This is a genomic window from Frankia sp. CcI49 (assembly GCF_001983215.1).
GTDB lineage: Bacteria > Actinomycetota > Actinomycetes > Frankiales > Frankiaceae > Parafrankia > Parafrankia irregularis.
On the sequence record NZ_MOWP01000032.1, the window covers coordinates 23510 to 48291 of the forward strand.

Below are 24782 nucleotides of genomic sequence, written 5' to 3' on the forward strand. Positions count from 1 at the left end.
GGGCCCCAACAGGCCTCCGTCTGTCGCCCCGGTTCTCCGCGTGGCGACCGGCCCGGTACCGGCTGCGGACAAGACTGATGGTCACCTTCAGCCTCATCTCCCTGGCGGTCACGGCCGCGGGCGCCGCCGCAACCTGGTACTTCGCCACCGACTACATGCTCGGCCAACGCGAGCGCAGCGCGAGCAGACAGGCCACTGTCAACGCCCGCTACGTCGAAGGATCGCTGCGGGCCGGGTCGGACGGTCTGGCCCAGCTGGTCACCGGGCTGAGCGCCACCTCGGATTCAGCCGTACTGGTGCTGCGCGACGACGCCTGGTTGACCAGCGGCACGGGCGTCAGCCCCGGGCGCATCCCGGAGGGGATCCTGCGGGAGGTCGAAGCGGGACGAGCCGCCACGCAGCACGCCCACCTCAACGGTGCCCCCGTCCTGATCGCGACCCGGCCGCTGCCATCGGTCCAGGCAAGCTACATGGAGGTGTTCCCGCTACGCGAACTCGACCGCTCGGTCCGCTTCCTGTCACTGACCCTGATCGCCACGACGATCATCAGCTGCCTGTTCGGCGCCGTGCTCGGGCTGCGGGCCAGCAGACGCGCGCTCAGACCGCTCGCCGAGCTGAACGCCGCGGTTCACCGGGTGGCTCAGGGCGCGCCGGATGTTCGGTTCGCACCCACTCACGATCCCGATCTCGCGGCCCTGGCGACGGCGTTCACAGCTACCGCCGCGGAGCTGCGACGGCGGGAGGAACGCGACGCACGCTTCGCCGGCGATGTCAGCCATGAACTCCGCTCCCCTCTGACCACCATGGTCAACGCGATGGCCGTTCTCAGCCGCCGCAAGGCGGACATGCCCCCCGGTGCGGGCGAAGCGCTGGAACTTCTCGCCGGCGAGATCCACCGCTTCGAGCACCTCGTCGCCGACCTGCTGGAAATCTCCCGAAGTGACCACAAGGATGACCCCTGGGAACCGGTAGATCTCACCGAGCTGATCAAGCATGCGGTTCCCAGCGCGAGGCAAGCGATGGGGCCTGCCGACGACTCACCCGGGCTGGTGATTCACGGCGACCGGCGACGGCTCGAACGGGTCATCGTCAACGTCACCGACAATGCTCGGCGGCACGGCGGTGGGCTTGTCCGGCTCGCCGTCGCCGGTTCGGACGAGAAGACAGTACGAGTCGAGATCGACGACGCGGGGCCTGGAGTGCCTGCGAACGACCGCACACGCGTGTTCGAACGGTTCGCCCGGGGGGCGGCGGTCTGCCGGGACACCGACGACAGTGGCACCGGTCTCGGGCTCGCCCTCGCCGCGGAGCACATCCGCCGTCACAACGGGCGCATCTGGGTGGAGGACCGGCCCGGGGGCGGCGCACGTTTCGTTATCGAGCTGCCCAGAGCCAAAAGCTGAGCCGCGACCGTCATCGATGTCACGACCGTCCGGATCAGCGGAGTTCAGCACGTGAGGCCGACCTGGACTCCCGCCGCCCCAAGGCCCCCCAATGCCCCTACCAGCCATTCCCCGACGAAACGCCGGCGCGAAGGTGGATGCGGCCGCCCCCCTTCGCCCCCTTGCCGATTCCGCGGAACACGAGCGATCGACCACGACAGAGAACGGCGCTGCACATCTCCTCCAAGGAGACCAACCCATGAGAATCGAAGAGCCGGGCCCGCTCGAGATCCACTTCCACGGCGGGGACGTCGACCCCCATTGCCGTCTCGAAGACGCTACGGAGCAAGGGGTCGGTGCCCATCACCACGTCACCGACGATTCGCACCGTGACGATCGGGTGCACCTGCACGATCATCACCTCCAGCTCGCCCACGGCCGCTTCGCCATCATTCACGGCCGCCCCTGCCGCACTGTCAGACACGAAAACTCCTCTCCGAGGACGCCGATACGCTCGGTTCGAGCATCCCCCGCCCCTTCGGCGGCGACCAGAGAATCTCCTGACGATTCCCTTACCGTTCCGTCGATCACCTCGCGGCGACAAACGCCCACAAATGCTCCGGATCGCCGGATCCTTCAGTAACCACGTCGAAGTCACCGAAGGGGGTGGCAATCGAATTCGACCTTCCTGTGCGGGTTGCCTGCTGCTACACCGGACGGCTTACCTGACAGCAAGCCCTGCGGAATGCGACACGAGAGCCGAACAAATGCCACGAAGAACGACACAAATGTGACCGCATCGCCGAATGCGCCCACCTACCCGGGAGATGGGTCTCGGAGAGATTTTTCGATCTTCTGGACCAGTCCGATGAAGGCCTCGTAGTCGACGGGTTTGGCGACGTGCACGCCAGGTGCCCCGGCCAGGCCGGGAATGTTTCTCGTCGCCCCGTCGTCAGCGAGGACAATCAGAGGGACCCGCCGTAGATCGCGATCTATCCGCAGGAAGTGCAGCAGAGGAATAACGTCCATACGCGGCACGAAAGGATCAAGAAGAATGAGATCGGGTTTCGGCTCGGCAGCGTCGCACAGATACCGAGACACCTGGTCGCCATCTGCCGCCAAATGAACATCAATATCAAGGCCGCGCTCACGCAAAGCCTCACCGAGAAGCGTCGCGTCCGCAGCGTCATCGTCGACGAGAAGCAAGAGCCGACGACAGGGCGACACGCCGGGGCCGCCTCCGCCGGTCGAGTCGTTCACTAGCTACATCGGCAGATAGGCGTGCCACGGACCGGTCGCCGCGAGTGTGCCGGGAACGGCGCCGGACCCCGCCGAAAAGCGATGGTCGTGCGCCTCTTCCCAGGCGCGCACACTTCTCAATCCTGTCAACCTCGCATCTCTCGGATCCAGACCGGGAGCGCTGAGCGGGAGCGACCCGAACCTCCCCCCTCAGCGTTTCAGCCCCTCGTATGACGTTGAAGCTCCGCCTCGAGGAACGGAGGGGCCATACCGCACCCATTCGAGGCACTCCATGTCACAACCAGGGCCGACCGGGTCGGGTCGCCGAATCAAGTTTTACCAGACTTCCCGCGCGCGACAAATCGGAGGACCGATCCGTTAGATGAACGTAAGGCTGGACTGCCACCAGTGCACAGGCAGTCGCGGCGGCACGTCCTGACACCGCCAGTAGCCGCGGACGAAGTGGGTGCCACGCTCGGTCACGCGCGCAACACTAGATCGGAGACGACCCGGCGAGGCCCAGTCAAGATCTTCCTAGGCCTTCCGGCGCAGGTTATGTCGACTGGTCGCGGAACCTGACCGCGGGCACCCCCCGGATCGCGGCTTCCGCGGGCGCGGACTCATGCGCCAACCGCGTCACCCCAGCAGCAGCGACGCCAGCTGCTGCCAGTTCTCCACGACGGCCGTCACACCGGCCTCGTGGAAAGCCGCGATCCGGGCCTCACGCTCGCCCGGTAGGACGAAATGGAGATTGCCTACGGTGGGAATGCCCGCCCGGACAGCCGCCGTCGCCCCCGTCAAGGAATCTTCGACAGCGAGTGCCTCCGCCGGTGCCACACCCTCGCGTTCGCAGGCGATCCGGTAGATGGTCGGATCAGGCTTGCTGGTCGGAACCGGTGGTGTGTCTTCGGCGCTGTACCGCACGCGAGGTGGCAGCAGGCTGGTGAGGCCAGCCGCCGTGAAACACGCCTCCAGGCGACTCAGCGCACTCGAGCTCACCGCCGCCAAAGGATACTTCTCGCGCATGCTGGCAAGCGGACCCAGCACTTCGGGGTCCGGTCGCAGCACCGCGCACAGCCACTCGCTCACACGGCGCTTCTCCTCGGCGACCCACCATTCCATCTCAGCGGCCGACACACGCCCCGCGATTCCCGCGGACGGTTCCGTCGGCTCGACGGGATCCGTCGAGGTCTCCACCGGCACGCCGGCGTCGGCCGCCGCCTGCAGGGCCACGGAGCGGAAATTGCGTCCCATCGCGGCACGACGCAAATCCTCGGGTATCCAGCGGTAGTCGACTCCCATGCGTTCCAGGAAGTCATTGGTGACCTCGGTCGACGCGGTGAACGCGGGCGCCTCCGAGGGGAACAGGTTGTCGTCCGCGTCGCAGAGCACGATCCTGAGCCCAGATGGATCCAAGCCGCCCCGAACGGCGGTGCCTGAGGTCGTGATGTTCCTGGGAATTGTTGTCACCGGTCCTCCTCGTTGGAGTGGAGTACAGCCGCGAGCATGCCGCGGACCCCGTCGCGGGACACGCGGGTGAGCAGTTCGCCAAGTTCCTCGACCAGATCAACATCGTCCGCCAGGTCACCGAAAATGTCGCGGTGCTCCAGCAGCGCCCTCGGATCATCGCCGCCGGCCTGCGCCGCGCGTCGAAGCTCCTCGGCTCGCGAGTCCTCGATGGGCAGCGGACGACCGTCCAAGCCCTCACCCCGCAGGAACCACAACCACCCTGCCAGCGCTGCCAGCAGCATCCGGTGCGTCCTGCCCGACGCGCGTGCCTCTCCCAGCGAGGAGAGCACATGGTGGGGAACCTTCGTTGAGCCGCGGCGGCAAAGCCGCAGCAGACTGTCGCCGATGGCGGGGTTCGCGATGCGCTCGAGGGTCATCGTCACGTACTCGTCGGTGTCCTGGCCGGGCACCTCCGGCAGCAGTGGGGCGATGTCCTCGCGCAGCAGACGCGACAGATACTCCGACATCACAGGCTCGGCCATGGCCTGATCGGTGGTTTCGAACGCCGCGAGGGCACCCAGATACCCGAGCGCGCAGTGCCCGCCGTTGAGCAGCCGGCCCTTCACGACCTTCCATGGGGTGACGTCGTCGACCATCTGCACACCGACCCGCTCCAGCGGCGGTTTCTCGGCGCAGAAGTCATCTTCGACAACCCATTGCCGGAAGGTTTCCGTGACCACCGGCCAGCGGTCGGGCACTCCGAACTCGTCCTCGATCTGGTCACGCAGTTGGGGGTTGGTGGCCGGCGTGATGCGGTCCACCATGCCGCTGGGGAAGGTCACGTTCTCCCGGACCCAGGAGGCGAGGTCTCCACCGGTCTGGGTGTCGAGCAACCCGGCGAACTCGAGAACAGCAAGCCGAATCGCCGCACCCGAGTCGTCGAGGTTGTCACAGGACAGCACAGTGAACGGGCCTGTGCCCTCCGCTCGACGGCGACGCAGGGCGGCGACGAGGAGCCCCGTCACGGTCACCGGATCATCTGGAGTCGCCAGATCGTGACGGACGGCTGGAATGTCCGGACGCACCTGGTAGCCCTCGCTGGTCACGGTCATGGTGACCAGCTGGGTGCTCGGGGACGCAAGCAGGTCGGCGACCTGCTGGGGCTGCTCTGGGAGGTACAGGTACTCAACCAGGGCACCGACGAGTCTGGCATGGGCGCTGTCACGGCCGCGCTCGACGACTGTGTAGAGCCCATTCTGGCTGCGGAGTACCTCACCGATCTCCGGACTGCGCATTCCGACCCCGACTACGCCCCAGCCGGTCTCGCCTGCGGCAGCAAGGTCGTCAAAATACAGGATGGGGTGCGCACGCGCGAAGCTTCCAACGCCGAGGTGAACGACGGACGGGGTCAGCGCATGCCGGTCATAAGTAGGCTTCTCTACCCGGCCCCCCAGCTTTTCGACCGTGCCCTCTGAAAGTACAGATGGTACTTCTCGTCGAGACTTCCGAAAGCACCGATCCGTCGATGGGGTCGCGCCTGGATTCCGATCCCCTATTACGCCACCGGCACCACGATGATACTTTTTCGCCGTTTCCATATCGCGCAGAATCGAGACCTTCCGAAATCGCCGATGGCCGCCGTCCGGCCACTTCTCCGCCTAACGCGCATTGATATTCGCACCAATCCGCGATAGGGCACCATTTCTCGCTTGAACCTTTCAGTCACCTTTCGGGGACTGGAGAGCGCGTCAAGTACGGGGCCGCCCGTACCAGGTTTTCCCCGATCATCTCTAGCGAGGCCACCCAGATCGGGAGACTGTCCCAGGTTTACCAGTCCCCCCAGCGCGTGACGAACGTGCGGTCCGGTTCGTAAGACGAACGCAAGGCCAGACCACCACTCAGGCACCGGTGGCTTGCAACCCGGCATCGTCGCTGATCAGGGACCCGGAGTCGCGCTAGGTCCGCATGCTGCTCCCCCACCTCCTTGCTCGCTCTCCTCCATCCGAGGTATGCAGTTCGGGCACCATCGCGACATGTTCTGAATTCTCGGAGGCCCCGGGTTCGCCTTCCCTCGGGCAGGCTTCCGCGGGCAACAGCCGGGTATTCCGTCGGCGGCAGTCCACCGAACCAGCGGGATCGGAAGGTGACCCCATGAGCACCCTGACTCGGCGGGTTCGCAGGCGAGCACCGGCAGTCGTTCTCGCGACCGCCGCCACCCTCGGCACCTTCGCGATCTTCTTCGTCCCGGGAAAGGACACCGGCCCGCCGGACGAGAAACACAACGGGGCTGCAGCCGCGGCTGCGCCCACCAGCAGCCCGGCCGGCCTTCCCGCGGTTCCCGGAATCGTTCGCAGAGTGGAGCCGTCCGTCGTGACGATCCTGGTCGACGGTCACCTCGGCAGCGGAGTCATCTACAAACGGGATGGGATCATCATCACGAACGAGCATGTCGTACGCTCAGCCAAGGACAAGAAAGTGAAGGTCGCCTTCGCTGACGGCCAGCAGACGGCCGGGCAGGTACAGGCGGCCGATGCCGTCAGTGACATAGCCATCGTCAAGGTCGAACGCAGTGATCTACCAGCCGCCGACTTCCAGCACGAGCTTCCCGCCGTGGGGAGCATGGCTATCGCCATCGGCAGTCCGCTGGGATTCGAGAACAGCATCACTGTAGGGGTAATTTCCGGACTGAACCGGGTACTTCCAGCCCCCGGTGAGCAGAAGGAAAGCGAGAAGAAATACCCGGCGGTGGATGTGATCCAGACGGACGCCGCTATCAACCCGGGCAACTCCGGAGGCGCACTGCTCGACGGTCAGGGGCGGGTGGTGGGTATCAACGAGGCGTATGTACCACCGACCGAGGGCGCGGTCTCCATCGGCTTCGCGATACCGTCCGCGACAGCGACCGACGCCGCCGACCAACTTCTGCGGACCGGCAAGGTACAGCATGCGTACCTCGGCCTCCAGGTGACCACGCTCACCCCAGAGATCGCCGAGCAACTCAACGCACAGATCACAAGCGGTGTCCTGGTTCTGCAGGCAGCGCCGGACAGTCCGGCGGAGAAGGCCGGGATCTCGCCTGGTGACATCATCCGCACCTTCGACGGAACCCCGATCGCCTCAGACCAGACCTACCTGAGCCGACTGCGGAAGGTCTCGCCGGGCGACGAGGTGACACTGACTGTCAGACGTGGTCCGCGGGACATCACGGTGAAAGTCACAACGACTGACAGGCCAGGATGAACCCGCGCGTCAGGGGGCGCCGGATCACCCCCAGCGCCCCCCTGGCGCGTCGCCCGGTCGGCCAGTGGGCGATGGGTACGTCGGTCGACGAGTGCAGCAGGATCGACAGTGCCACCACGACCGTGACCAGATGAAAGATCTGGTCACCCGCCGGGATGCCACTGTGCAGCACGAGCAGCGCATAGACGACAGAGGCGGAGCCCTTCGGTCCGAACCAGGCGGCGACCGCCCGCTCCGGGGCCACGGGATCTGGCAGCCACGGCCGACCACGTGAACGCCCTGATGGTCGAACACTCCAACCCGGAGACGTGGTCGAAGGTTCCAGCCAGCCGGCGATCGTGGCCTGCGCGCTTTCACAGGTGAACGAGTCCGGCAGCATAGCCCCTTATTTGAACATCCAGGGACATGTCGCGCAATGCCGCGAAATCCCAGGTCAGAGCTTGCCAATACTGGGAAGTAAGCTCTGAAAGATRYCAGACTGGCACCCCAGCACCGACCTCGCCGATTTCCAGGATTGACACTAAGTCGGCGGAATCAGACCAGAAGGCGATTCCCTACCCCTTTTTCCATGGCCACCTACGCGCCCATACTCTTATCGCAATCCCCAACACTGCGGCAGACCCCGAGACGAAGGGCGCTGGGACGCCCAGAAGAGCCGCACAGACCAACCCGCCAGCCGCAACTATATAGAGCGCCACCACCGCTGGACGACACCATTCCGGCCCACCTTCAACTCTGAGAGAAAAGATCCGCGCACTCGTCATGGAAGTATCCTAGTCGAACCCTTTCGGCGGCTAGGGGGAGCCGCAGTACCAGGCGCAGATTATTGCATAGACGCCCATGAAGGTCGGGAATGAGAGACCCACAAAGACGCTGGCAATGATAACGTAATATTTAGCGCAAACCCAGCGTTCAGTTACTTGCGGAAGGGTTTTAGTGAACACCCATGCACGAAGCCCCCAATTCCAGAACCGCGGCTTCCTGAAGACCGACCAGAAGCCGTCAAGATCGAACGAGTTGTAGGGGTCTCGGTACGCGTAGTCGTAGGGGTTGGCGCTACCGCCCAAGCTGGGATCGGTGGAGAGGAATCGGCTGGTGTAGGGGTTGTAGAGGCGGACGCCCATGAGGGTGCGGCCTGCGATGCGTCGTGGGTGCGTTGTATTGCCGGCAGAGACAGTCTGTCAGAGTACTCTCATGGCCACGAATCCCAGCGCGGAAGCGGTGACCTCCCCGGAACCATCCGGAGGAACCGGGAGCCCACGCGGTGGGTCGGTCGGGCCCGGGTGGAACCGGTGGATCGGTCCTGCCAGTTTCCGGCTGCGGCGGCTGCATGTGCCGGCGGATGATCGTCGCGCGGCGATGGACGCATTGATGCTGCGACCCTCGCGGGCGGCGCTCTGGCGGTTCGCGGTCCTGATGTTCCTGTCCGTCGTGGTCGCCTCGGTCGGCCTACTGCAGGATTCGGCGGCTGTCGTGGTCGGCGCGATGGTCATCGCACCGCTGATGGCACCGATCATGGGCATGGCAGTCTCGTTGATCATGGGCTGGGAGCGCCGTCTGCTCCTGGGGGCCGCCACGGTGGCAGCGGGCGTGGTCGGCGCCGTCGGCCTCGCCGTCGCGATCGCCATGTTCCTGCCCGACGCCAGCGCGAGTCTTCCGTCCGAGGTGCTGGCCCGAACCGATCCCGACATCCGGGATCTGCTGGTCGCGTTGGCCGCCGGTGCCGCGGGCGCGTACGCGATCGTCCGCCGAGACGTCTCCGGTGCCCTGCCCGGTGTCGCGGTCGCCGTCGCCCTGGTACCTCCGCTGGCCTGCGTCGGAATCCTGCTCGGACGCGGCCAGATCGAGCTTGCCCGCGGTGCGGCTCTGCTGTTCGCCGCCAACCTTTTCGGGATCGTGCTGGCCGCTGCCGTGGTGTTTCTGCTCACCGGCTTCGTTCCGCCCCGTCGGCTGCGTACCGAGCGGCCCAGGGCGCTGGGAGTCGTCGCCGCCGTCCTCGTTCCGACGCTGGTCCTGGGAGCCACGCTTACCGGCCGGTTCGTCCACGCCGCAGATGACGCCCGTGAGCTTCGGCTGGCGACGGAGGCCGTGCAGAGCTGGCTGGACCCGCGCGACGATCTGGACCGCATCATGCTGACCGGCGGGGGCGTGCGGGTGGAGGTCCGCGGCGAGGGCGCAGCGCCGTCGGTCACTGCCCTGACCGGCTTGTTGCGCCAGCGCCTAGGCCACGATACGACCGTGGACCTGCGGTGGACTCCGACTAGCAACGGCGAGACTGCCTCGCGGGCGGACTCCGCGCCGCTTCCACTCGATCGCATTCGGCCGGTCATTGAGAAGTGGCTGGCAGACCAGTCACTGATCCTCGACGGACTGTCGTACGACGGGTCAACCCTCGTCGTTCAGACATCCGGATCCAGTGCTCCCGGCGACGCCGCCGAGTTGGACGCCCTGCTCGACGACCGGTTCTCCTCCCACCCTCCGATCAGCTTCGCCTGGACCGAGACCTCCACGAACGCATCACCCACCGCTGAGCCGGACACCACCGCGCAGGCCGCCCGAGCCGCCGCCGAGTCCTGGGCCGAGGACCATCCCGAGATCGGTGTCCTCGCCGTCGACCAGACTGGCCTCACCGTGACCGTGACCATCATCGGGGCCGCCCAGCCTCCGATCGGCGACCTACGGGCCGCGTTGAGCGCGGCGCTCCCGCAGGCCCAGATCACCGTTCAGTGGGTCGCCGGCGCAATCCTTGGTCATCTGGCACCGTCTCCCGTTCCCTCGCTTTCGCCCGACACCGAACTCCGCTCCTCCCCCGGGCGCTGAGAGACGTCGGTTCCACCGGTCGCCGGCTGGCGCGGCGCCGGCCAACGCTCCCGCGACGCCCTCGGGGGCCTCATCTTCATGGGCGGCCGCCTCCATAATCCAGCCGCGGGACGTTTCCTGCAGGCGGGCCCGGTCTTCGGTGGCAGCGGAAGTCCTTACGACTACGCGCACCAGGCCGCTGCAATGACCTGCACCTTAACGAGCAGTGGAGCGGGAGAATGATCCTCGCCGCCGCCCCGCCTTTCCGTCGGGCCCTCACTTTCTTCGCTCCGCTAGGAGCAAGCGGGACTGTGTCACCAACGGCTCTGGCTCACTTTCGGCGGCGACAGGATGCGGTCTTCACCCAGTCTTGATCTCGAAAGGCCGTGACCGGCGGGACGCTGATCGACACAATGTGTCATGGGCGAAGCGGTTCATCTGGTTGAGCTGGCTTTTTCGGGTTTGTCGCCGCTGGTCATCGAGGACGTAGCCGACGACGGCGAGCTGGTCCGGTTACGGGCGCGGACGCCCGAGACACCGGTGGCCTGCGCGGGTTTTGGGGTCGGGGTCGCGGGTGCACAGCTATCACGGGCGGACACTGGCGGATGTCGCGGTCGATGCCAGCCGGGTGCTGGTGATTGTGCGGGCCCACCGGCTGGTCGGCCCGACTCGTGGTTGCCGGCAGACCTTTCGTGAACAACTCCCGGGGGTGGTGGAGCGTTACCAGCGGCGCATGGGCAGACTTACCGCTCAGATCGCCAGCCAGCGTCCGCCGGCCGAGAGTCATCGCCCGGCACGCCCATCTCGCCGAGATGACCTATTAGACGCCCGTTCAAGGATCCATGCAATCGAAGCAAACAGCGCACCGACCCAGAAGTGTGGCGCCCCGTATCCACGGCCAAAGATTATCGACATCGGCACACCGATTATGGCATTCAAAGCTCCGAGCGAGAAAAATGTAAGAGATCCCGCATGCAGCCGCCGGTTCAACGAGTACATCGACACAAATCCATTCCACGACCTTTGCGAAGCTACTTGAGCGCCTTTAGAAATATGACCACGATCTCAAACAGGACACCGAATGCAGGACGTGATATGCCTTCAATCATGGCCCCCGAATCCGACCTTCAGGAGTTGAGGACCAGCCGCCATCAACGCGAAGATCGGCACGGCGACGCCGGCCGCCAGAGATGTTCGAGTCTCTCCGCCGTGCCCCTGCGTTCCCCTGGCCCCGGGCGGGCGGGCACCGCGAATCCCAGGAGCACCCCGGCGATGGTCGTGTGCACCCCCGAGGCGTGCATGGGTGCCCACGCCACGGCGGCGAGCGGCAGCAGCAGCCAGCGGCCGACATCCCGGTCCATCAGCACCGCGAACAAGACGATCGTGGCGACCGAGCCGGCCAGCGGCGCCGGGCTGAGCGAGTCGGTGAAGGACACCGCGATGATCGTGATGGCGAGGAGATCGTCGACAACAGCCAAGGTCAGCAGGAAGGAGCGGAGCGCCACCGGTAGATGGGTACTGAAAATGGCCAGCACGGCGACCGCGAACGCGATGTCGGTCGCCGTCGGCACCGCCCATCCCTGCGGCGCCCCCTTCCACACACAGGCCGTTGACCAGGGTGTAGATCAGGGCGGGCATCGCCATCCCGCCGACCGCCGCGACGATCGGCAGGGCCGCGCGGATGGGTGATCTCAGATCGCCGAGGACGAACTCGCGTTTCAGTTCGAGGCCCACCACGAAGAAGAAGATCGCGAGTGGACCGTCGGATGCCCAGTGCGGCAGGCTCAGGCGCAGATGCAACGCCTCCGGCCCGACATGGATGCCGGTCAGCGACGTGCAGGCCGCATGCCAGGGCGAGTTCGCCCAGACCAGTGCCACCGCTGCGCCCGCCAACAGCAGGAGACCTCCGACGGTCTCGCTGCGCAGCACACCGGTGAGCTGCTGGGGGCGGGACCAGCCAGGCCGTGCCAGGAGCCGGGCGCGGGGGGAAACGGACCGCTCCGGACCTTCCGGTCTCGGGGTGCCAGACGGCGCGGCGGACATGCACAACCCTTCGACAAGCCCAGTCGTATGCCGTGTCCCCTACACCCGCCCATGACCCCCTCGGGGCCACGCAACGCACGCAGAAGCACACCTTCATGCCGACCAGACTTCCCGGCGCACCATCGCCATCATATCGGGCCCCGCCGGTCTCAGAGGCCGTTCCCCCAGCGACAGGGACCCCGCCGCTCCCACCGGGGGCTCCGTGCGATCTGGACCCGGGCCGGCCTCAACGGCTCACAGCCGCGACCCTGTCTGTTCCGCTTGTGGCACCCGAACGACACGGGTATTCTGTTCCCTCTAGGTGTGCCGGGAAGTCTGGTCGGCGAACGTGCTACGCCGTTCTCAGCCATGCTGCTCTCGGTTGTTGCTGTCTGGTCCTTCGGGTCCTGGCTGTCGCCGCTGTATCAGCCGCGCTGAGCCGACCTGCCCGGAGGCTCCTTGTGCCCGATCGTCCGCCGCTATCCCCCGTTGTCGGTCCCGTCGGCGTGGGGGCGGACGACGGCGCTGGCATGGCTTCCGAACGCCGTAAACATCCGCGCCGCTGCTCCGCCGTGCACGACGGGCTGCTTGTCGCCGCCATGACGGGGCTCCTGGCTGCCGGCCCGGTCACCTGCAGTCTCGCCGTCCTCGGGGTGGGCGTCGCCCTGGACGACCTGACGCTGTCGATTGCGCTGGCGGCGGGAATCATGGTGTGGTCCGCGGCCCGGTTCTTCCTGCAGTCCCGGCTTCCTGGCAGGCCGCTGTCGTTGGACGACGAACCCGACCTTGCCGTCCTGATCGGCCAGGTCGCCGTGCAGGTGGACGTGCAGGTGCCCTTCGCCGTCCGCATCGTCCCCACGCCGGAGGCAGCTCTCTATCCGGCGGTGCGCCGTGGCCAGCCGAGCACCCTGGTCCTCGGCTGGCCGCTGTTGCGTACGTTGACCGCCGCGCAGCTCACCTCCGTTGTCGCACACGAGATCGCCCATCACCGGCCGTTCACCAACCGGCGGGATCTGGCCCTGATCGCGGTCCGCGGCGCGGTCGTCGGACTCCTCGACAGCCGATTCCCGCGGCGGGCGACTGCTCTGGCGCTGCTGCGCGCAACCCAACCGCGGCGATGGGAGCTGGAGACGGCCGCCGATGCCCACGCCGCCCACGTCGCCGGCACGGCCGCGACCCGCGCCGCGTTGACCCAGGTCGCGGTCACCGCGTCAGTCTTCTACCACTTCGGGGAACACTGGGCCAGAGCTCTCGCGGCCCGCGAGCAGTTCCCGGCCGATCTCTACGACGCCCTCCACACCGCGATGGCCGACCCGCACGTGGTGCGCCAGGCCCTCGCGGCTCTCGGGGAGCGCGGTGCTGCGGACCCCTGGCCGGCCGCGGACCATCCCCCGCTACGGAGCCGCATCGCAGCCCTCCCGGATGTGCCGACACCGCCCGGGCCGAGGACACGGATCGTCGCCGGCCGCCCGGTACCGATCCACCAGCACGGCTCGCTGAACCGCTGGGCCGCTCGGGAAGTGCTGACCACTCGAGCCGCCCGCCACGCCCCGCACCCGGCCCACGTTCTCGACTGCCCCCCGGAGCTGTTCGACACCCCGTTTCAGGCCGCCCAGGCGGAGCTGATGGCGCTCACGGGTCGGGCGACGCCAGCGGACGCGATCGCCGTTGCTTTGGACAGGCTGACCAGCGACAGGACCATCGCCATGGCGGGCGGCCGGCGATGGCCGGGCCGCACCCCCGATCCGGCGGGTTCTGTCACCGCGTCCATGCCGTGGACCGTGCCCAGCCGCAGCGCGCTGACCGACCCACTCAGCGCCGTGATCAGCAAAGCCCTCCTCGACGCGGGATGGAGCCGAGCCAGCCGGTGGACCTCCACCGTCGTCACATGCCCTCAGGGCAGGACCATCGATATCCGCGAGCTGATCGAACAGGCCGTCGCAACCGGCGACACCGCCGCCGTGCGCGCCCTGCACACCCGAGGCGCGGCAACAGCGTTGTGAACCGGCCACATCCATCAAAAGGAGATTCGACCGATGCGGTCTTCATTCAGAGAACCTGAACCCACCCCTCGCATACCATACAAGGAGCCAAACAGCATAGTTTCGGATCCGCGTGGAATTTACCCCACCCGCACCCGGAAGCCGCTTCAGACTGTCCTCGCAGGCCCGAGAAAACACTACGGGAACTGGAAACACGAGCTTCCCTTCGCCGCTGGCAAGAAAGACGTCGACGCCGCACTCAGGGTCCTCGCCCGGTTCGGCGGGACACCGAGAATGCATACGGTGGCGCTCGACTTCGGCTGCGGAACAGGGCAGTTCAGCCAGGCCCTCGCCACCTACTACGACGCGGTTGTCGGTGTCGACAGCTCCCTGCCCACRCTGCGCTTCGCTCGACGTCTCGACCGTACCTGTGGACGTTGCACCTTCCTACACAACGACGCACCGAACCTCTCCGTCATCCCGAACGAAAGAGTCGACCTGGTCTTCGCCGGCCTCGCACTGCAGCACGTCCCCCCCAGCCTCTCGGAGATATACCTCAACGAGTTCGGGCGGATAATCCGCCCCGGCGGCGCCCTCGTCGCCCTTCTACCCACCGGCACCCGACCCAGCATCCAGGGGGCCGTTCTCCGTCGGGTACCAGCGAAGCGCATCCCCGCCCTGCCGCGTACCAGTCCATCGCAATCAACAACCCTGCAAACGTACACCCAGCACGCACACCACGTGTGCCACACTCTGCTCTCCGCCGGACTCACCGTCATCGGCGCCACCAACGAACCCACCTTCAGCCGCCACCACTGGAAATACACCCGCTTCTACGCCATAAAGCCACCGCACGTCCGACAGCAGCCGGATGCGATAATCATGAGCGATGCAGAACGATACGCAGCCCCGACCGGCGCCCGATCCGCGGATACACGAACCCTTCGTCGCCCTTCAATTCTCACGTCCGAACAGCCATCGAGATGACCGGCGGCAGCGGTAGCCGAGGTGCGAGCCGAAGGAAACGGGATGGAGCACACGACCGTAAGCCTTCCCAGCGCGGCCCTGACGCCGACCATGCTGCCGACCGGTTACGCGCTGAACGGAGCAAGCCGCAGGCAGTTCTCCTGGCCACAGGTCTGTCCGAAGGACCCGGGCGACTCGCCCCGGCGGGCCGACTGCCCCTTCGTTCCGTCTGAATGGGAGCTGTCATGATGTCCCTCGTCTGGTTGCCTCATGCAGGCATCGTCGCCGTGGCCTGGGCCCTGGCTGCCGGGCACTTCCTGATTGAGGCCGTGCGTCAGCTGCCCTTCGTCGACGGTGCGCAACACGGTCGCCATGTGCCGTCCGGTTTCTGACCTCCTAGCTGGTTCGGCAGCGGCTCTCCGTCTCCCGCATATCAGGAGACGAGACCGCGCCGACATGGCGCCCACCCCACTGCGTCTCGCTGGCCCCTACTGCCGAGCAGTGTCCTTCACCGGCGCCGGACCCCCTCTATCGGAGGGCAGTAGGCGGCTGATCGATGCCACTGTGAGGCCAGGCGGCCAAGGTGTGAGGTGCCACCATGGCGCGCTATTGACCCCGCTGAAGTAGATCATTAGGTGACGGCGGGGGCTCGGGTGTTCCGAACAGTTCGAGGTAGCGTCGGGCGGCGTTGGGGTTGAGGTCGGCTACGAGGGCCGACTGCACGTTTTCCGCCTCTTGGGCGCCAGCGCTGTAGTAGGCCTCGTAGGCGAGGATGTCCCGGTTGACGACGAACAGGTCGTACATCTTCTCGATGTAGTACGGGTTGTCTCCACCGCCGCCTTTTCTGTGATCCATTCCCCATTCCGGCACCGCGAACTGCTTGCCGTGCTCCCGGGCGAACCTGGCGACGGTGCATGCGCCGGAGTCACTGGTGCAATTCCGATCGAAGGCCTCCTGGGTGGTGGACGCCGGATACGAGTCGTAGGCGTCGATGCTGACGATGTCGACGACGTCGTCGCCGGGGTAGGCCCCCCATACACCGTCGCCGTTGCGCAAGCGGTTCTGGTGTCCGGTCATGTTCCAGTCGATCCGCACGTCCGGTGCCGTGCTTCTGATCGCCGTGACGACCTGTCGGAAGCACTGCTTCCATACGGCGGTGTCGTGTGGCGTCCACCAGAACCAGGTGCCGTTGAACTCCCAGCCAGGCCGGACGATCGCGTCCGGTCTGGCGTTGCGCACCAGTGTCTGACCGACCAGGTAAGCCGACACCTGTCAATATTCGACCGGGCGCAGTCTACCGCACTCGAATGGTCGCCAGTAAGCAAACAGGAGCACGGGACCCAGGGCGTGAACGGAGCCGAAGATGCCGCGGCGGACCGCCTGACGGGGATGATCCGACGCCGCGACCAGCACCGCGCACAGCAGCCCTGTCAGCGAGGGCACCCCGTCGGCCCTGTCCGCCCAGCGTCATCTGCCCGCCGTACATCAGATCCACACCACGTGCGGCGAGATCATCCGCTCCAGAGCCACCGGCACCGGCATGGTGATAACGGGCGGGCGAAGTGGACATCGCGAAGGCCACATGCAGACAGAACTGCGCCGCCATCACAAGACGCTGCGCGGTCACGCGCACCCGGCCAGCTCCCATCCCGCCCGCCAGATCACAGGAACCCGACAGTGGTGACCAGGAATGATGGCAGAGGGCGGTCGACACGGGGTGCGGCAACCGCACCGGACCGCGCGGCGCGGCGGGGAGGCGACCCATACCGGAGGCCGCGTCGACGGCGCCAGTCAGGCATCACCTGGCGACCAAGGCACCGCGACGCCCACAGACAGCGGTGTCGAAGCAGGAAAGCCAGGCTCGCCAGGACCACCCGGTCAAGGGTGGACGTGCGGTCAAAGTCCCCGCACCGCAACGTCACACGGCATGGACCGCCCGGCAGGGCTGTCCAGACCTCTCATCCACTCGTTTAGGCTGGCGAGGTGTCTCACCCGGATTCGGGAGCCCACCCGGCCCGCTCCCGGCTCGTGTTGGACGACGCCGCGGCGGAGCAGGTCGCCGATGTCATGTTCGCGTTGTCGACCCCGAGCAGGGTGCAGATCCTGGCCTGTCTGACACAGGGCCGGCGTTCGGTGAGCGAGCTGGTGGACGAGCTCGGGTTGGAGCAGTCCGCTGTTTCGCATCAGCTTCGGGTCCTGCGTGAGCATGAGCTCGTCCGGGTGGAGCGGGTGGGGCGCCAGCGGGTGTACACGTTGGCGGACACCGAGGTGAACACACTGCTGGAATGTGCGGTCCGACGGGTCTCGGGGACGGGTGAGGCGGGGCACGGACGGGGCAGGTCGTCCGGGCACGCGGTGGGATGACCGCCGCTCCGGAGGGAGGACGGTCACCGCAGGGCGTCGTCGTCCGCGGATCCTTCGGTGCGCACGTCGAGCGGCGGTCGGTGCTGGACCGGGCGCACCGGGGAGACATCCAGGGCGCCTGGGGAACCCTCCGGGTGGTCGAGACCGGCCACCCGGTGCCGGCTCGACGGCGGTTGGCGGCACTCGCCGCGGTGATGGGCCCCGGACTGATCGTCATGGTGAACGACGCGGGTGGTCTGTCCCTGTTCGCCCAGGCCGGGCACGATCACGGTCTCCAACTGCTGTGGCTGGTGGCCCCGTTGGCGCTGGTGCTGTTCGTCAACCAGGAGATGGTCGCCCGGTTGGGTGCGGTCACCGGCGCGGGCCACGCTCGACTGATCTTCGAACGGTTCGGTCGCCGGTGGGGCTGGTTCGCCGTGGCGGACCTATTGGCACTGAACGCCCTCACCATCATCACCGAGTTCATCGGTATCGCCCTGGCCTGCGGTTACTTCGGCATCCCGCGCTATGTCTCGGTTCCCGTCGCGGCGGTGGGCCTGGTCGCCGTGACGGTGCGGGGAAGCTTCCGCGGCTGGGAACGCGCCATGTTCGCCGCTGTCGCGGGGAGCATGCTCGTGGTCCCGCTCGCGGTCGTCACGCTGCTCCGGACGCGCGTGGACTCCCCTGGTCCCGCGGCTGCCGCCGTCACGGCGCCGCTGTCCACGCAGGGTGTTCTCTTCGTCATCGCCCTGGTCGGGACGACGGTGACCCCCTGGCAGCTGTTCTTCCAACAGTCGAATGTGGTGGACAAGAGGATCACGAGCCGCTGGGTGCGCTACGAGCGCGTGGACACAGCCCTCGGCACGGGACTGTTCGCGCTGGGCGCGTGCGCGGTTCTCGTGACCTGCTCCCATGTTCTGCACCAGCGTGCCGGTGGCCCGTTCGTCGACGCGGGTCAGGTGGCGTTCGGCCTGGGCTCCGCGCTGGGGGCGTGGGCCGGCGCCCTGTTCGCGCTGGCCCTGCTCAGTGGCTCCGTGGCCGGGGCGGCGGCGGTCTGCCTCTCGACGTCGTACGCGGTCGGAGACGCGACTGGCCTACGGCAGTCCCTGCACCGGCCCTGGCGGCAGGCACGGACGTTTCACGGCACCTTTGCGGGCCTGATCGTCGTGGCGGCGCTGGTCGTCCTCCTGCCGGCCACACCGCTGGGGTTGGTGACCGTGCTGGCGAACGTGCTCGCCGGTGTCCTCCTGCCGAGCGCATCGGTCTTCCTGATCCTGCTGTGCAACGATCGGGAGGTACTCGGGCCCTGGGTCAACCCGCCGTGGCTGAACGTCCTGGCCACCGTCGTGGCCAGCGCTCTCGTCGTCCTATCCGCGCTCCTCGTTATGACCACCCTCTTTCCCGACGCACCGGTTGGCACGATGGCTCTCGTCCTGAGCGTCGTCGCCGCCGCCTGCGCCATGGCCACGCTCCCCAGCGCCCGGCGATCCTGGGCCCGGGCCGACACCTCCCTCGACGTTCACCGGTCGAGTTGGACGATGCCCCCCGTGGAGTCGCTCGACCCACCGCTCCCGTCACGGGCCCGCGCGCTCTGCCTGACCCTCATGCGCGCCTATCTCCTGCTTGTCGGCGCCGTGATCGTGGCGAAGGCCGCCCAACTCCTCGGCGCCTGAACGGGGAGTAGCACCCGACCCTCCCATCGTTACATGAACGATCCTTCATGCTACGATGACGGCACGAGCCCGGGGAGACCTGGCGTCCAGCGCGGCCAGGGAATGCACCCACGCCACCACTACCCGGCGCCTATGCCCGGGTCGCCATCGGGGCTTCCCGCCGAGCGCCCCGGCCGGCGCGACGGCCCGCAGAAGGAGTTCAGCTTGCCTGGTCAGCGTGAAYGACAGCCCGGCAGAGGCCCACGCCGTCGACCTGCCCGCACTGGGATCATGCGTTGGGGCGGCTCCGGCCAGCAGGACGGACGCAACAGCCTGCGCGGGAATGACACTGTGGATCGGGGCCTTTCGCACGAATGACGGGCGACGCCACCCCGGCACTCTTGCGTGTTCTCGCCACCGTCACCTCCTCACCGATCCACACCTGTTCCTTCCGGAGTAGCCGACGCTGTCGGCCATAGTCAGCGCCGGCCCACCTACCGCGGCGAGCGGGCGTACACGACCCGGGGCCGCCAGATGAACGCGGTTCCGCGTCGACCTCCCGAGGTCGCCCCATGGCCAGAAACGGCACCGATCAGGGATCGGTCAGGGCGTGGCAGCCGCAGCCTGCGGGACTCCACGGCAACGATGTCGGACAGTCGACACGACCAGGTGGCCGAGGGGATCACCGACGCGAACATATGAACAATCGTTCATGGTACGGTGACGGCGTTTCCACAGTGTGATGTTGCTGCGGGCACCGAGGGTGACCCTGGCCCACGAGCGCCAGTCAACCGCGGCACGTCGCTCCACCCGCCTGCGCGGTCCAGGCCGCCGAAAGGAGACCGACAGTGGCGCCGCCTCACGGGCTCCGCTTCCCTGAGGTGGGTCGACGTTGTCACTCCTGCGACCGGACCTCCGCCGTCCACGCGGCGACACGGGCCGAGCCGACCGCAGATCCGCCGCTCGACACTCAGCCCGCCAGCACCGCCGTCCTGACTGCTGGGGCGGGCGGACAGCGAGATGACCGCGGGTGTTCCCTCCCGACCGGCGTCTCAGGAGTTCCCATGGGACACGGCTGGTGACGGTCCGCGGCTCGCACACAAGTACTCCGCACCCGACGTCGAGAGAAAGGCCAGGGCAGCACGATGCCGATCTGGGACCGCCTGCGCACCTCCACGCAGACGATGCAGGGCCAGCTCACCGCGAAGAAGAACGAGCTCAAAAGCGGTGCCTTCCGGGACGCCAGCATGGCCATGTGCGCACTCGTAGCCGCCGCCGACGGGACCATCGACCCCGCCGAACGACAGCGCGTCGCCTCCCTGATCGCGACGAACGAGGTGCTGACCAACTTCCCGTCGGATGACCTGCACCGCCGGTTCGACGGCTACCTGGCCAAGCTCCAGCAGGACTTCGCTCTCGGGAAGGTCTCCGTCCTCCAGGAGGTCGGGAAGGTCAAGAAAAAGCCGACCGAGGCCCGCGCCGTCATCCAGATCGGCATTGTCATCGGCGGCGCCGACGGCAACTTCGACAAGACCGAGCAGGCCGTCGTCCGTGAGGCGTGCTTCGCGGTCGGCATCAGCCCCGACGAGTTCGACCTGTAACGACACGTCGCCGAGTCGGCGAGGCACTCATGGTGAACCACGCAGCCTGCACGGCGACGCCTGCCGCGTCCATCCCGCCTGCGGCGTGGCCCGCCGCGCGGGGCCAGCGACACAGGTCGGCAGTCGCCCGCGGCGGTCCGCTGCTCGGCGCGGTTCTGGTCGTACTCGTCGTGGTCGACCACGCGCTCGTCGACCTGGGCGAATGGGTCCTGTCCGGCGCGGTCTGGCCGGCCACAGACCGCGCCCGACCGCGCCGCCGAAACCAGCGCCGTCTCGCCCCCGCGGACGAGTTCTTCCTGCACGTCGAGACACCCGCCTATCCCCAGCACATCGGCGGGGTCGCGGTCCTCGACAGCACCAGCGGACCGTCACCGCTCGATCTCGCCCGACTTCGCGGGCACGTCGCGGGCCTCCTGCCCGGTCTGACCCGGCTGACCCGGGGCGTCGAACCAGCCGGCCCGTGGCGGCACCACCGCTGGTCCGACCCCAGCGCGGTGGACCTCGACTGGCACATCCGCGGGACGACGCTGCCAGCAGATGCCGGCTGGCCCGCGCTGGCCGGCTTCGTCGCGGACCTCGCCTCCCGGCCGCTGAACCAGCGCCGTCCGCTCTGGCGGATATGGCTCGTGCACGGTCTCGCGCCCGGCCGATGCGTGGTGGTCGTCGTCGTCCACCACGCCGTCGCGGACGGATTCGGCCTCATCGCTCTCCTCCGGAACCTGCTGACCCCACCCGCCGGCCCCGCACCCCCGCAGCGGCCCACGCCGGGCCGGCTCGCCAGAACCGCGACCGCAGTGGCCGGACTGACATCGCTGGCAACCGACCTCACCGCCGCGAGATCACGTCCCTTCCCCGCACCGTGCGCCGACGACGAGCCCCTGCGCCGTTTCCAGGCCTACACCTGGCCGCTGCCAGCCGTCCGCGCGGCGGCACGCCAGCTGAACCTGCGGGTCACCGACCTTCTCCTGGCGGCAGTGGGTGAGGCGGTCCGCGCCTGCCTCGACGCACAGGGACGGCCACCGCGGAACGCGACGCTACGGACGGCCGTGCCCGCAACACTGCGGGCGCCCAGCCCTGCCGGCTACCTCGGACCGCCTGGCAACCTGACCGCCGGTCTGCTCGTCGACGTGCCGCTCGGCCGGATGACCACCCGTGAACGCGCCCAGCGCATCGCTGAACAGACCGGCCCGCACGCCACCGCACGAGCCCTCGCGGGCGCGACAGTCGTCCGCGCCGCCGGCGCGCTGCCCACCGCGGCGCACCGCATGACCGCCCGGCAGATGTACCGATCTCCCCACTTCGACGCGATCGTCACCAACATGCCCGGACCCGCGGAAGCACTGCGACTGCTCGACTTCCCGCTGTGTACCGTCCACCCGATCGTCCCCCTCGCCGACGGCGTCCCGCTGGCTGTCGGCGCCATGGGATGGAACGGCCACTACTGCCTGAGCACCACCATCGACACGACCCGGCTCGACCCCACCGCCGTCGGCACMGGCCTCAGCAATGCGTTCCAGGACCTCCTGCACAGATCATCTATCGCCCTGCCCGTGCCTGGCCAACGCCTACCGGCGCCCCCACCGCACCTTCCCGCCCTCACGTCTGGACAGCGACCCCACCCATCACCGCCAGACGGACCAGCGTGAGTTCGGCCCTGGTCCTCACCACTGCGCCGCCGGACAGTCGTACGCCCGACGCGACGCGGCGCCCGAGGGCTGGGCCAGCCGAAGCGGAACGCCTCCCTCGCGGCGGGCCTCCGGAGCGCCAGGCCAGCATCACCTCGTCACGCCCCACGCCCATCTCGCCTCACAGAGCAGAGAGGTCACCATGTTCCAACTCATCTGGATCGTCATCGCCGGCCTGGTCATCGGCGCGCTGGCACGGCTGGTCCTGCGCGGCAGGCAGAACATCCCGATCTGGCTGACCATCGTCGTCGGGATCGTCGGCGCGCTCGTGGGAAACATCCTCGCCAGCGCGATCGGTGTCCGCCATACCTCGGGCGTCGACTGGATACGCCACTTCCTCCAGATCGGTGCCGCCGCCGCACTGATCGTTGCGCTCACACCCGCCTGGACCGCCTACCAGCGCCGTTGATGATCCCGGGAACGGGCTCATCAGGCCTCGTTCCCAGCGGCCACGATCTACCTGATTCATGCGCGACCGCGCAGGTGACAGGGCTCACCGCCACCAGTCGACCAGGCGTTCGGCGGCGGGCCGATCCTTGTCCTCCCCATGGGATCACGAACGAACGACCGGCGTGCGTGCGGTGCGACTGCCTCCTTCGAGTCACATGCCTTCGCGGCAGGACAGCTCCAGCGACGCACAGAATCCCGTCAAGTAACCGAAATTCCTCGCGCTTGGGCACGGCAGCTTTGCGATCAGCCACGGCTTTTCCGCCAGCCGTTGCCGCACCTCGGCGACCATTCCAGGAGCCGCCCGGATTCTTTGATCGATCGCCAGATTTCATCACAGGAAGGCTGAATCGCCGACAATGGCCGTGGTACGCGCAGCGTTACGTCGGGAGGATTGACCGACATGGCATCCGTGAAGGACCCGCACAGGGTCGACGTCCGGCTCGTAGCACTGCGAGACGATCGGATGCTGCTGGTCAGCAGACCCGGTCATCGATGGAACGTGCTACCCGGCGGGCTCGTGACCAGCGGGGAAAGAGTCGAGTCAGCCCTGGCCCGCCACGTCCGTGTCGACCACCGCTCCCTCGTCGAACGCTGTCACTTCGTCGCAGCGGTCGAACACGACGACGCCAAAGCGAGCGGATCGCCACATTCCGGCAACGTGCTGTCCCTGGTCTTCGCGACAGAATGGCCGGCGACCTCCAGGCCCCTGCACGTGGAGGGCGAGCTCGTCGAAGTCCACACCGACGCATTGCTCGCGGTACGGCTGGCGCCACGCCCAGTCGGCTGGGCGGTTCGACGATGGCTGACGGAGAGCTGGCCGATCTGGCGCGGCCTGCGGTCATCCGCTTCTGACCCGGATCTACATCCATCCGTGACGTCACTACGCGCACAGCTGGCCGCGCGGCGTGAGCAGCTGCGGAGCCGGCGGTTCCGCGATGCCGCGGTCGCCGTCTCCGCGCTGGTCACCGCGGCCGACGGCTATATCGACCCGGCCGAGATCGACGGCTTTGAGGCGTTCGTGGCCACCGACCCCGTGATGTCGTATTTTTCGACCGACGATCTCCGGACGGCGTTCCAGGCGTTGCTGGCGGATCTGATGCGAGACTTCAACGCAGGGAAACAATCGGCGCTCGCCGAGATTGCGAAGGTGCGCGGCAGGAGCGTGCAGGCCGCCGCCGTCGTACGCCTCGGCATCGTGCTGGGCGGCATCGACGGAGAATTCGTCTCCCAGGAACAGGCCGTGGTGGCCGAGGTCGCACAACATCTCGGCTTCGACCCCGCCGATTTCGGACTGCCGGCCTCGCCCTAGAAACTCAGCGGCTCGCATCGAGCGCGCCAACCCGGCACTGGCCCAGGCGTCATCTGCACACGCAGACCCGCCATATCGGAGGATACCGCGCAAACCACCGCATCTATGCCCGCCCTATCTCTCGACCGGCCGACATCGTGATCGAGGTCAGCGCCCGCCTCGTAGCCTTCACCGAGGACCGGCTGCTGCTCGCGAACCACCGGGGACAGAACTGGTATTTCCTGCCAGGAGGGAACGTCGAACCAGGCGAGTCTATTGAGACGGCGCTTCGCCGGGAGACCGACGAAGAGACCGGACTACGGGTCCGGAACATCGAGTTTCTCGGCTGCGTCGAGCATCTCTACGACGAAGGCGGTACCATCTTCCACGAAATCAACCTTCTCTTCGCGGCGCAGGTGCCCTGGGGCGCCGACATCGGCAGTCGCGAGGACGGGATCGACATCGTGTCGGTCGCCTTCGACCGCCTACCCGCACTCGACATACGCCCCGCTGCGACCACCGCCGCGATAACGGACTGGGTCAACAGCAGACGTCCCAGCTGGAGGCCAGCCCCGTAGAGCAATCCGCGTGGCGGCTACCTCGCGAGCGGCCTGACGGTTCCTTCTCAACCTCAACAACGTCACCGGGGACTGTGTTCGGTCCCGCGTGGTCACGAGGAGCGCT

19 protein-coding genes and 3 pseudogenes are annotated in these 24782 nt (G+C 67.4%); 14 read left to right on the plus strand and 8 right to left on the minus strand.

Going from position 1 to position 24782, the window contains the following annotated elements:
- The first annotated feature begins 77 nt into the window (after positions 1 to 77).
- Complete coding sequence (locus CcI49_RS28520; RefSeq protein WP_076831236.1) at positions 78 to 1403, plus strand: HAMP domain-containing sensor histidine kinase; 1326 nt, start codon at positions 78 to 80, stop codon at positions 1401 to 1403.
- A 97-nt stretch (positions 1404 to 1500) separates the two neighbouring features.
- On the opposite strand, the gene CcI49_RS28525 is transcribed toward CcI49_RS28520, so the two are convergent.
- The 4 genes from CcI49_RS28525 to CcI49_RS28540 all read right to left on the minus strand — a co-directional run bounded on the left by CcI49_RS28525 (position 1501) and on the right by CcI49_RS28540 (position 5524).
- The gene (locus CcI49_RS28525) at positions 1501 to 1866 is read right to left on the minus strand and encodes a hypothetical protein (RefSeq protein ID WP_131831219.1); all 366 of its coding nucleotides are present in this window, start codon (positions 1864 to 1866) and stop codon (positions 1501 to 1503) included.
- Between the two features lie 332 nt (positions 1867 to 2198).
- Complete coding sequence (locus CcI49_RS28530) at positions 2199 to 2642, minus strand: response regulator (RefSeq protein ID WP_083749766.1); 444 nt, start codon at positions 2640 to 2642, stop codon at positions 2199 to 2201.
- A gap of 615 nt (positions 2643 to 3257) precedes the next feature.
- A complete protein-coding gene (locus CcI49_RS28535; RefSeq protein ID WP_083749767.1) occupies positions 3258 to 4091 on the minus strand; it encodes an HAD-IA family hydrolase in 834 nt (277 codons plus the stop codon).
- A complete protein-coding gene (locus CcI49_RS28540) occupies positions 4088 to 5524 on the minus strand; it encodes a mannitol dehydrogenase family protein (RefSeq protein ID WP_076831804.1) in 1437 nt (478 codons plus the stop codon). Before CcI49_RS28540 ends, CcI49_RS28535 begins: the two co-directional genes overlap by 4 nt.
- A 916-nt stretch (positions 5525 to 6440) precedes the next feature.
- On the opposite strand from CcI49_RS28540, the gene CcI49_RS28545 reads away from it, so the two are divergent.
- A complete protein-coding gene (locus CcI49_RS28545; protein ID WP_076831807.1) occupies positions 6441 to 7310 on the plus strand; it encodes a trypsin-like peptidase domain-containing protein in 870 nt (289 codons plus the stop codon).
- Positions 7311 to 7377: 67 nt separating this feature from the next.
- Here the strand turns inward: CcI49_RS28545 and CcI49_RS44535 are convergent.
- Positions 7378 to 7545 (minus strand): annotated as a pseudogene (locus CcI49_RS44535) (sodium:proton antiporter); the annotation flags it as partial.
- Between the two features lie 1136 nt (positions 7546 to 8681).
- Between CcI49_RS44535 and CcI49_RS28560 the strand changes: the two are divergent.
- On the plus strand, positions 8682 to 10130 hold the full coding sequence (locus CcI49_RS28560) for a TIGR00341 family protein (protein WP_076831254.1): 1449 nt from the start codon (positions 8682 to 8684) through the stop codon (positions 10128 to 10130).
- Between the two features lie 399 nt (positions 10131 to 10529).
- A pseudogene (locus CcI49_RS43645) lies at positions 10530 to 10872 on the plus strand (ISL3 family transposase); the annotation flags it as partial.
- A gap of 388 nt (positions 10873 to 11260) precedes the next feature.
- On the opposite strand, the gene CcI49_RS44255 reads toward CcI49_RS43645, so the two are convergent.
- Both CcI49_RS44255 and CcI49_RS44260 read right to left on the minus strand, forming a co-directional pair.
- Complete coding sequence (locus tag CcI49_RS44255) at positions 11261 to 11680, minus strand: Na+/H+ antiporter NhaA (protein WP_277872762.1); 420 nt, start codon at positions 11678 to 11680, stop codon at positions 11261 to 11263.
- A gap of 94 nt (positions 11681 to 11774) precedes the next feature.
- Positions 11775 to 12152: pseudogene (locus tag CcI49_RS44260) on the minus strand (Na+/H+ antiporter NhaA); the annotation flags it as partial.
- Positions 12153 to 12661: 509 nt separating this feature from the next.
- Here CcI49_RS44260 and CcI49_RS28570 point away from each other — a divergent pair.
- The 3 genes from CcI49_RS28570 to CcI49_RS42250 all read left to right on the plus strand — a co-directional run bounded on the left by CcI49_RS28570 (position 12662) and on the right by CcI49_RS42250 (position 15471).
- Entirely contained in the window at positions 12662 to 14134 is a 1473-nt protein-coding gene (locus CcI49_RS28570; RefSeq protein WP_131831220.1) for a hypothetical protein, read from the plus strand.
- Between the two features lie 33 nt (positions 14135 to 14167).
- The gene (locus tag CcI49_RS28575) at positions 14168 to 15100 is read left to right on the plus strand and encodes a class I SAM-dependent methyltransferase (protein ID WP_076831258.1); all 933 of its coding nucleotides are present in this window, start codon (positions 14168 to 14170) and stop codon (positions 15098 to 15100) included.
- Positions 15101 to 15324: 224 nt separating this feature from the next.
- On the plus strand, positions 15325 to 15471 hold the full coding sequence (locus CcI49_RS42250) for a hypothetical protein (RefSeq protein WP_158230824.1): 147 nt from the start codon (positions 15325 to 15327) through the stop codon (positions 15469 to 15471).
- A 214-nt stretch (positions 15472 to 15685) separates the two neighbouring features.
- Here CcI49_RS42250 and CcI49_RS28580 read toward each other — a convergent pair whose 3' ends face one another.
- Positions 15686 to 16348 (minus strand): glycosyl hydrolase, encoded by a 663-nt coding sequence (locus CcI49_RS28580; protein WP_076831261.1) that lies wholly within the window; start codon positions 16346 to 16348, stop codon positions 15686 to 15688.
- A gap of 714 nt (positions 16349 to 17062) precedes the next feature.
- On the opposite strand from CcI49_RS28580, the gene CcI49_RS28585 reads away from it, so the two are divergent.
- The 7 genes from CcI49_RS28585 (at position 17063) to CcI49_RS28615 (ending at position 24676) form a co-directional block, all read left to right on the plus strand.
- The gene (locus CcI49_RS28585; protein WP_083749771.1) at positions 17063 to 17443 is read left to right on the plus strand and encodes a metalloregulator ArsR/SmtB family transcription factor; all 381 of its coding nucleotides are present in this window, start codon (positions 17063 to 17065) and stop codon (positions 17441 to 17443) included.
- Positions 17440 to 19095, plus strand: a complete 1656-nt coding sequence (locus CcI49_RS28590) for an NRAMP family divalent metal transporter (RefSeq protein ID WP_076831267.1) — start codon at positions 17440 to 17442, stop codon at positions 19093 to 19095. The genes CcI49_RS28585 and CcI49_RS28590 overlap by 4 nt, the downstream gene beginning before the upstream one ends.
- Before the next feature lie 1124 nt (positions 19096 to 20219).
- Complete coding sequence (locus tag CcI49_RS28595; RefSeq protein ID WP_076831270.1) at positions 20220 to 20675, plus strand: TerB family tellurite resistance protein; 456 nt, start codon at positions 20220 to 20222, stop codon at positions 20673 to 20675.
- Between the two features lie 29 nt (positions 20676 to 20704).
- Complete coding sequence (locus tag CcI49_RS28600; protein WP_076831276.1) at positions 20705 to 22321, plus strand: wax ester/triacylglycerol synthase domain-containing protein; 1617 nt, start codon at positions 20705 to 20707, stop codon at positions 22319 to 22321.
- A 181-nt stretch (positions 22322 to 22502) separates the two neighbouring features.
- Positions 22503 to 22769: a GlsB/YeaQ/YmgE family stress response membrane protein gene (locus CcI49_RS28605; protein ID WP_076831279.1), complete on the plus strand. Its 267-nt coding sequence runs from the start codon at positions 22503 to 22505 to the stop codon at positions 22767 to 22769.
- 441 nt (positions 22770 to 23210) lie between these two features.
- Positions 23211 to 24119: a TerB family tellurite resistance protein gene (locus CcI49_RS28610; protein ID WP_083749772.1), complete on the plus strand. Its 909-nt coding sequence runs from the start codon at positions 23211 to 23213 to the stop codon at positions 24117 to 24119.
- A gap of 137 nt (positions 24120 to 24256) precedes the next feature.
- A complete protein-coding gene (locus tag CcI49_RS28615; protein ID WP_241840283.1) occupies positions 24257 to 24676 on the plus strand; it encodes an NUDIX domain-containing protein in 420 nt (139 codons plus the stop codon).
- The last annotated feature ends 106 nt before the right edge of the window (positions 24677 to 24782 follow it).

Bases quoted from the DNA above. Each gene is read 5' to 3' on its own strand.
- CcI49_RS28520 (WP_076831236.1), top strand. From the start codon at position 78: ATGGTCACCTTCAGCCTCATCTCCCTGGCGGTCACGGCCGCGGGCGCC.
- CcI49_RS28605 (WP_076831279.1), top strand. From the start codon at position 22,503: ATGTTCCAACTCATCTGGATCGTCATCGCCGGCCTGGTCATCGGCGCG.
- CcI49_RS28595 (WP_076831270.1), top strand. From the start codon at position 20,220: ATGCCGATCTGGGACCGCCTGCGCACCTCCACGCAGACGATGCAGGGC.
- CcI49_RS28610 (WP_083749772.1), top strand. From the start codon at position 23,211: ATGGCATCCGTGAAGGACCCGCACAGGGTCGACGTCCGGCTCGTAGCA.
- CcI49_RS28590 (WP_076831267.1), top strand. From the start codon at position 17,440: ATGACCGCCGCTCCGGAGGGAGGACGGTCACCGCAGGGCGTCGTCGTC.
- CcI49_RS42250 (WP_158230824.1), top strand. From the start codon at position 15,325: ATGATGTCCCTCGTCTGGTTGCCTCATGCAGGCATCGTCGCCGTGGCC.
- CcI49_RS28560 (WP_076831254.1), top strand. From the start codon at position 8,682: ATGCTGCGACCCTCGCGGGCGGCGCTCTGGCGGTTCGCGGTCCTGATG.
- CcI49_RS28570 (WP_131831220.1), top strand. From the start codon at position 12,662: ATGGCTTCCGAACGCCGTAAACATCCGCGCCGCTGCTCCGCCGTGCAC.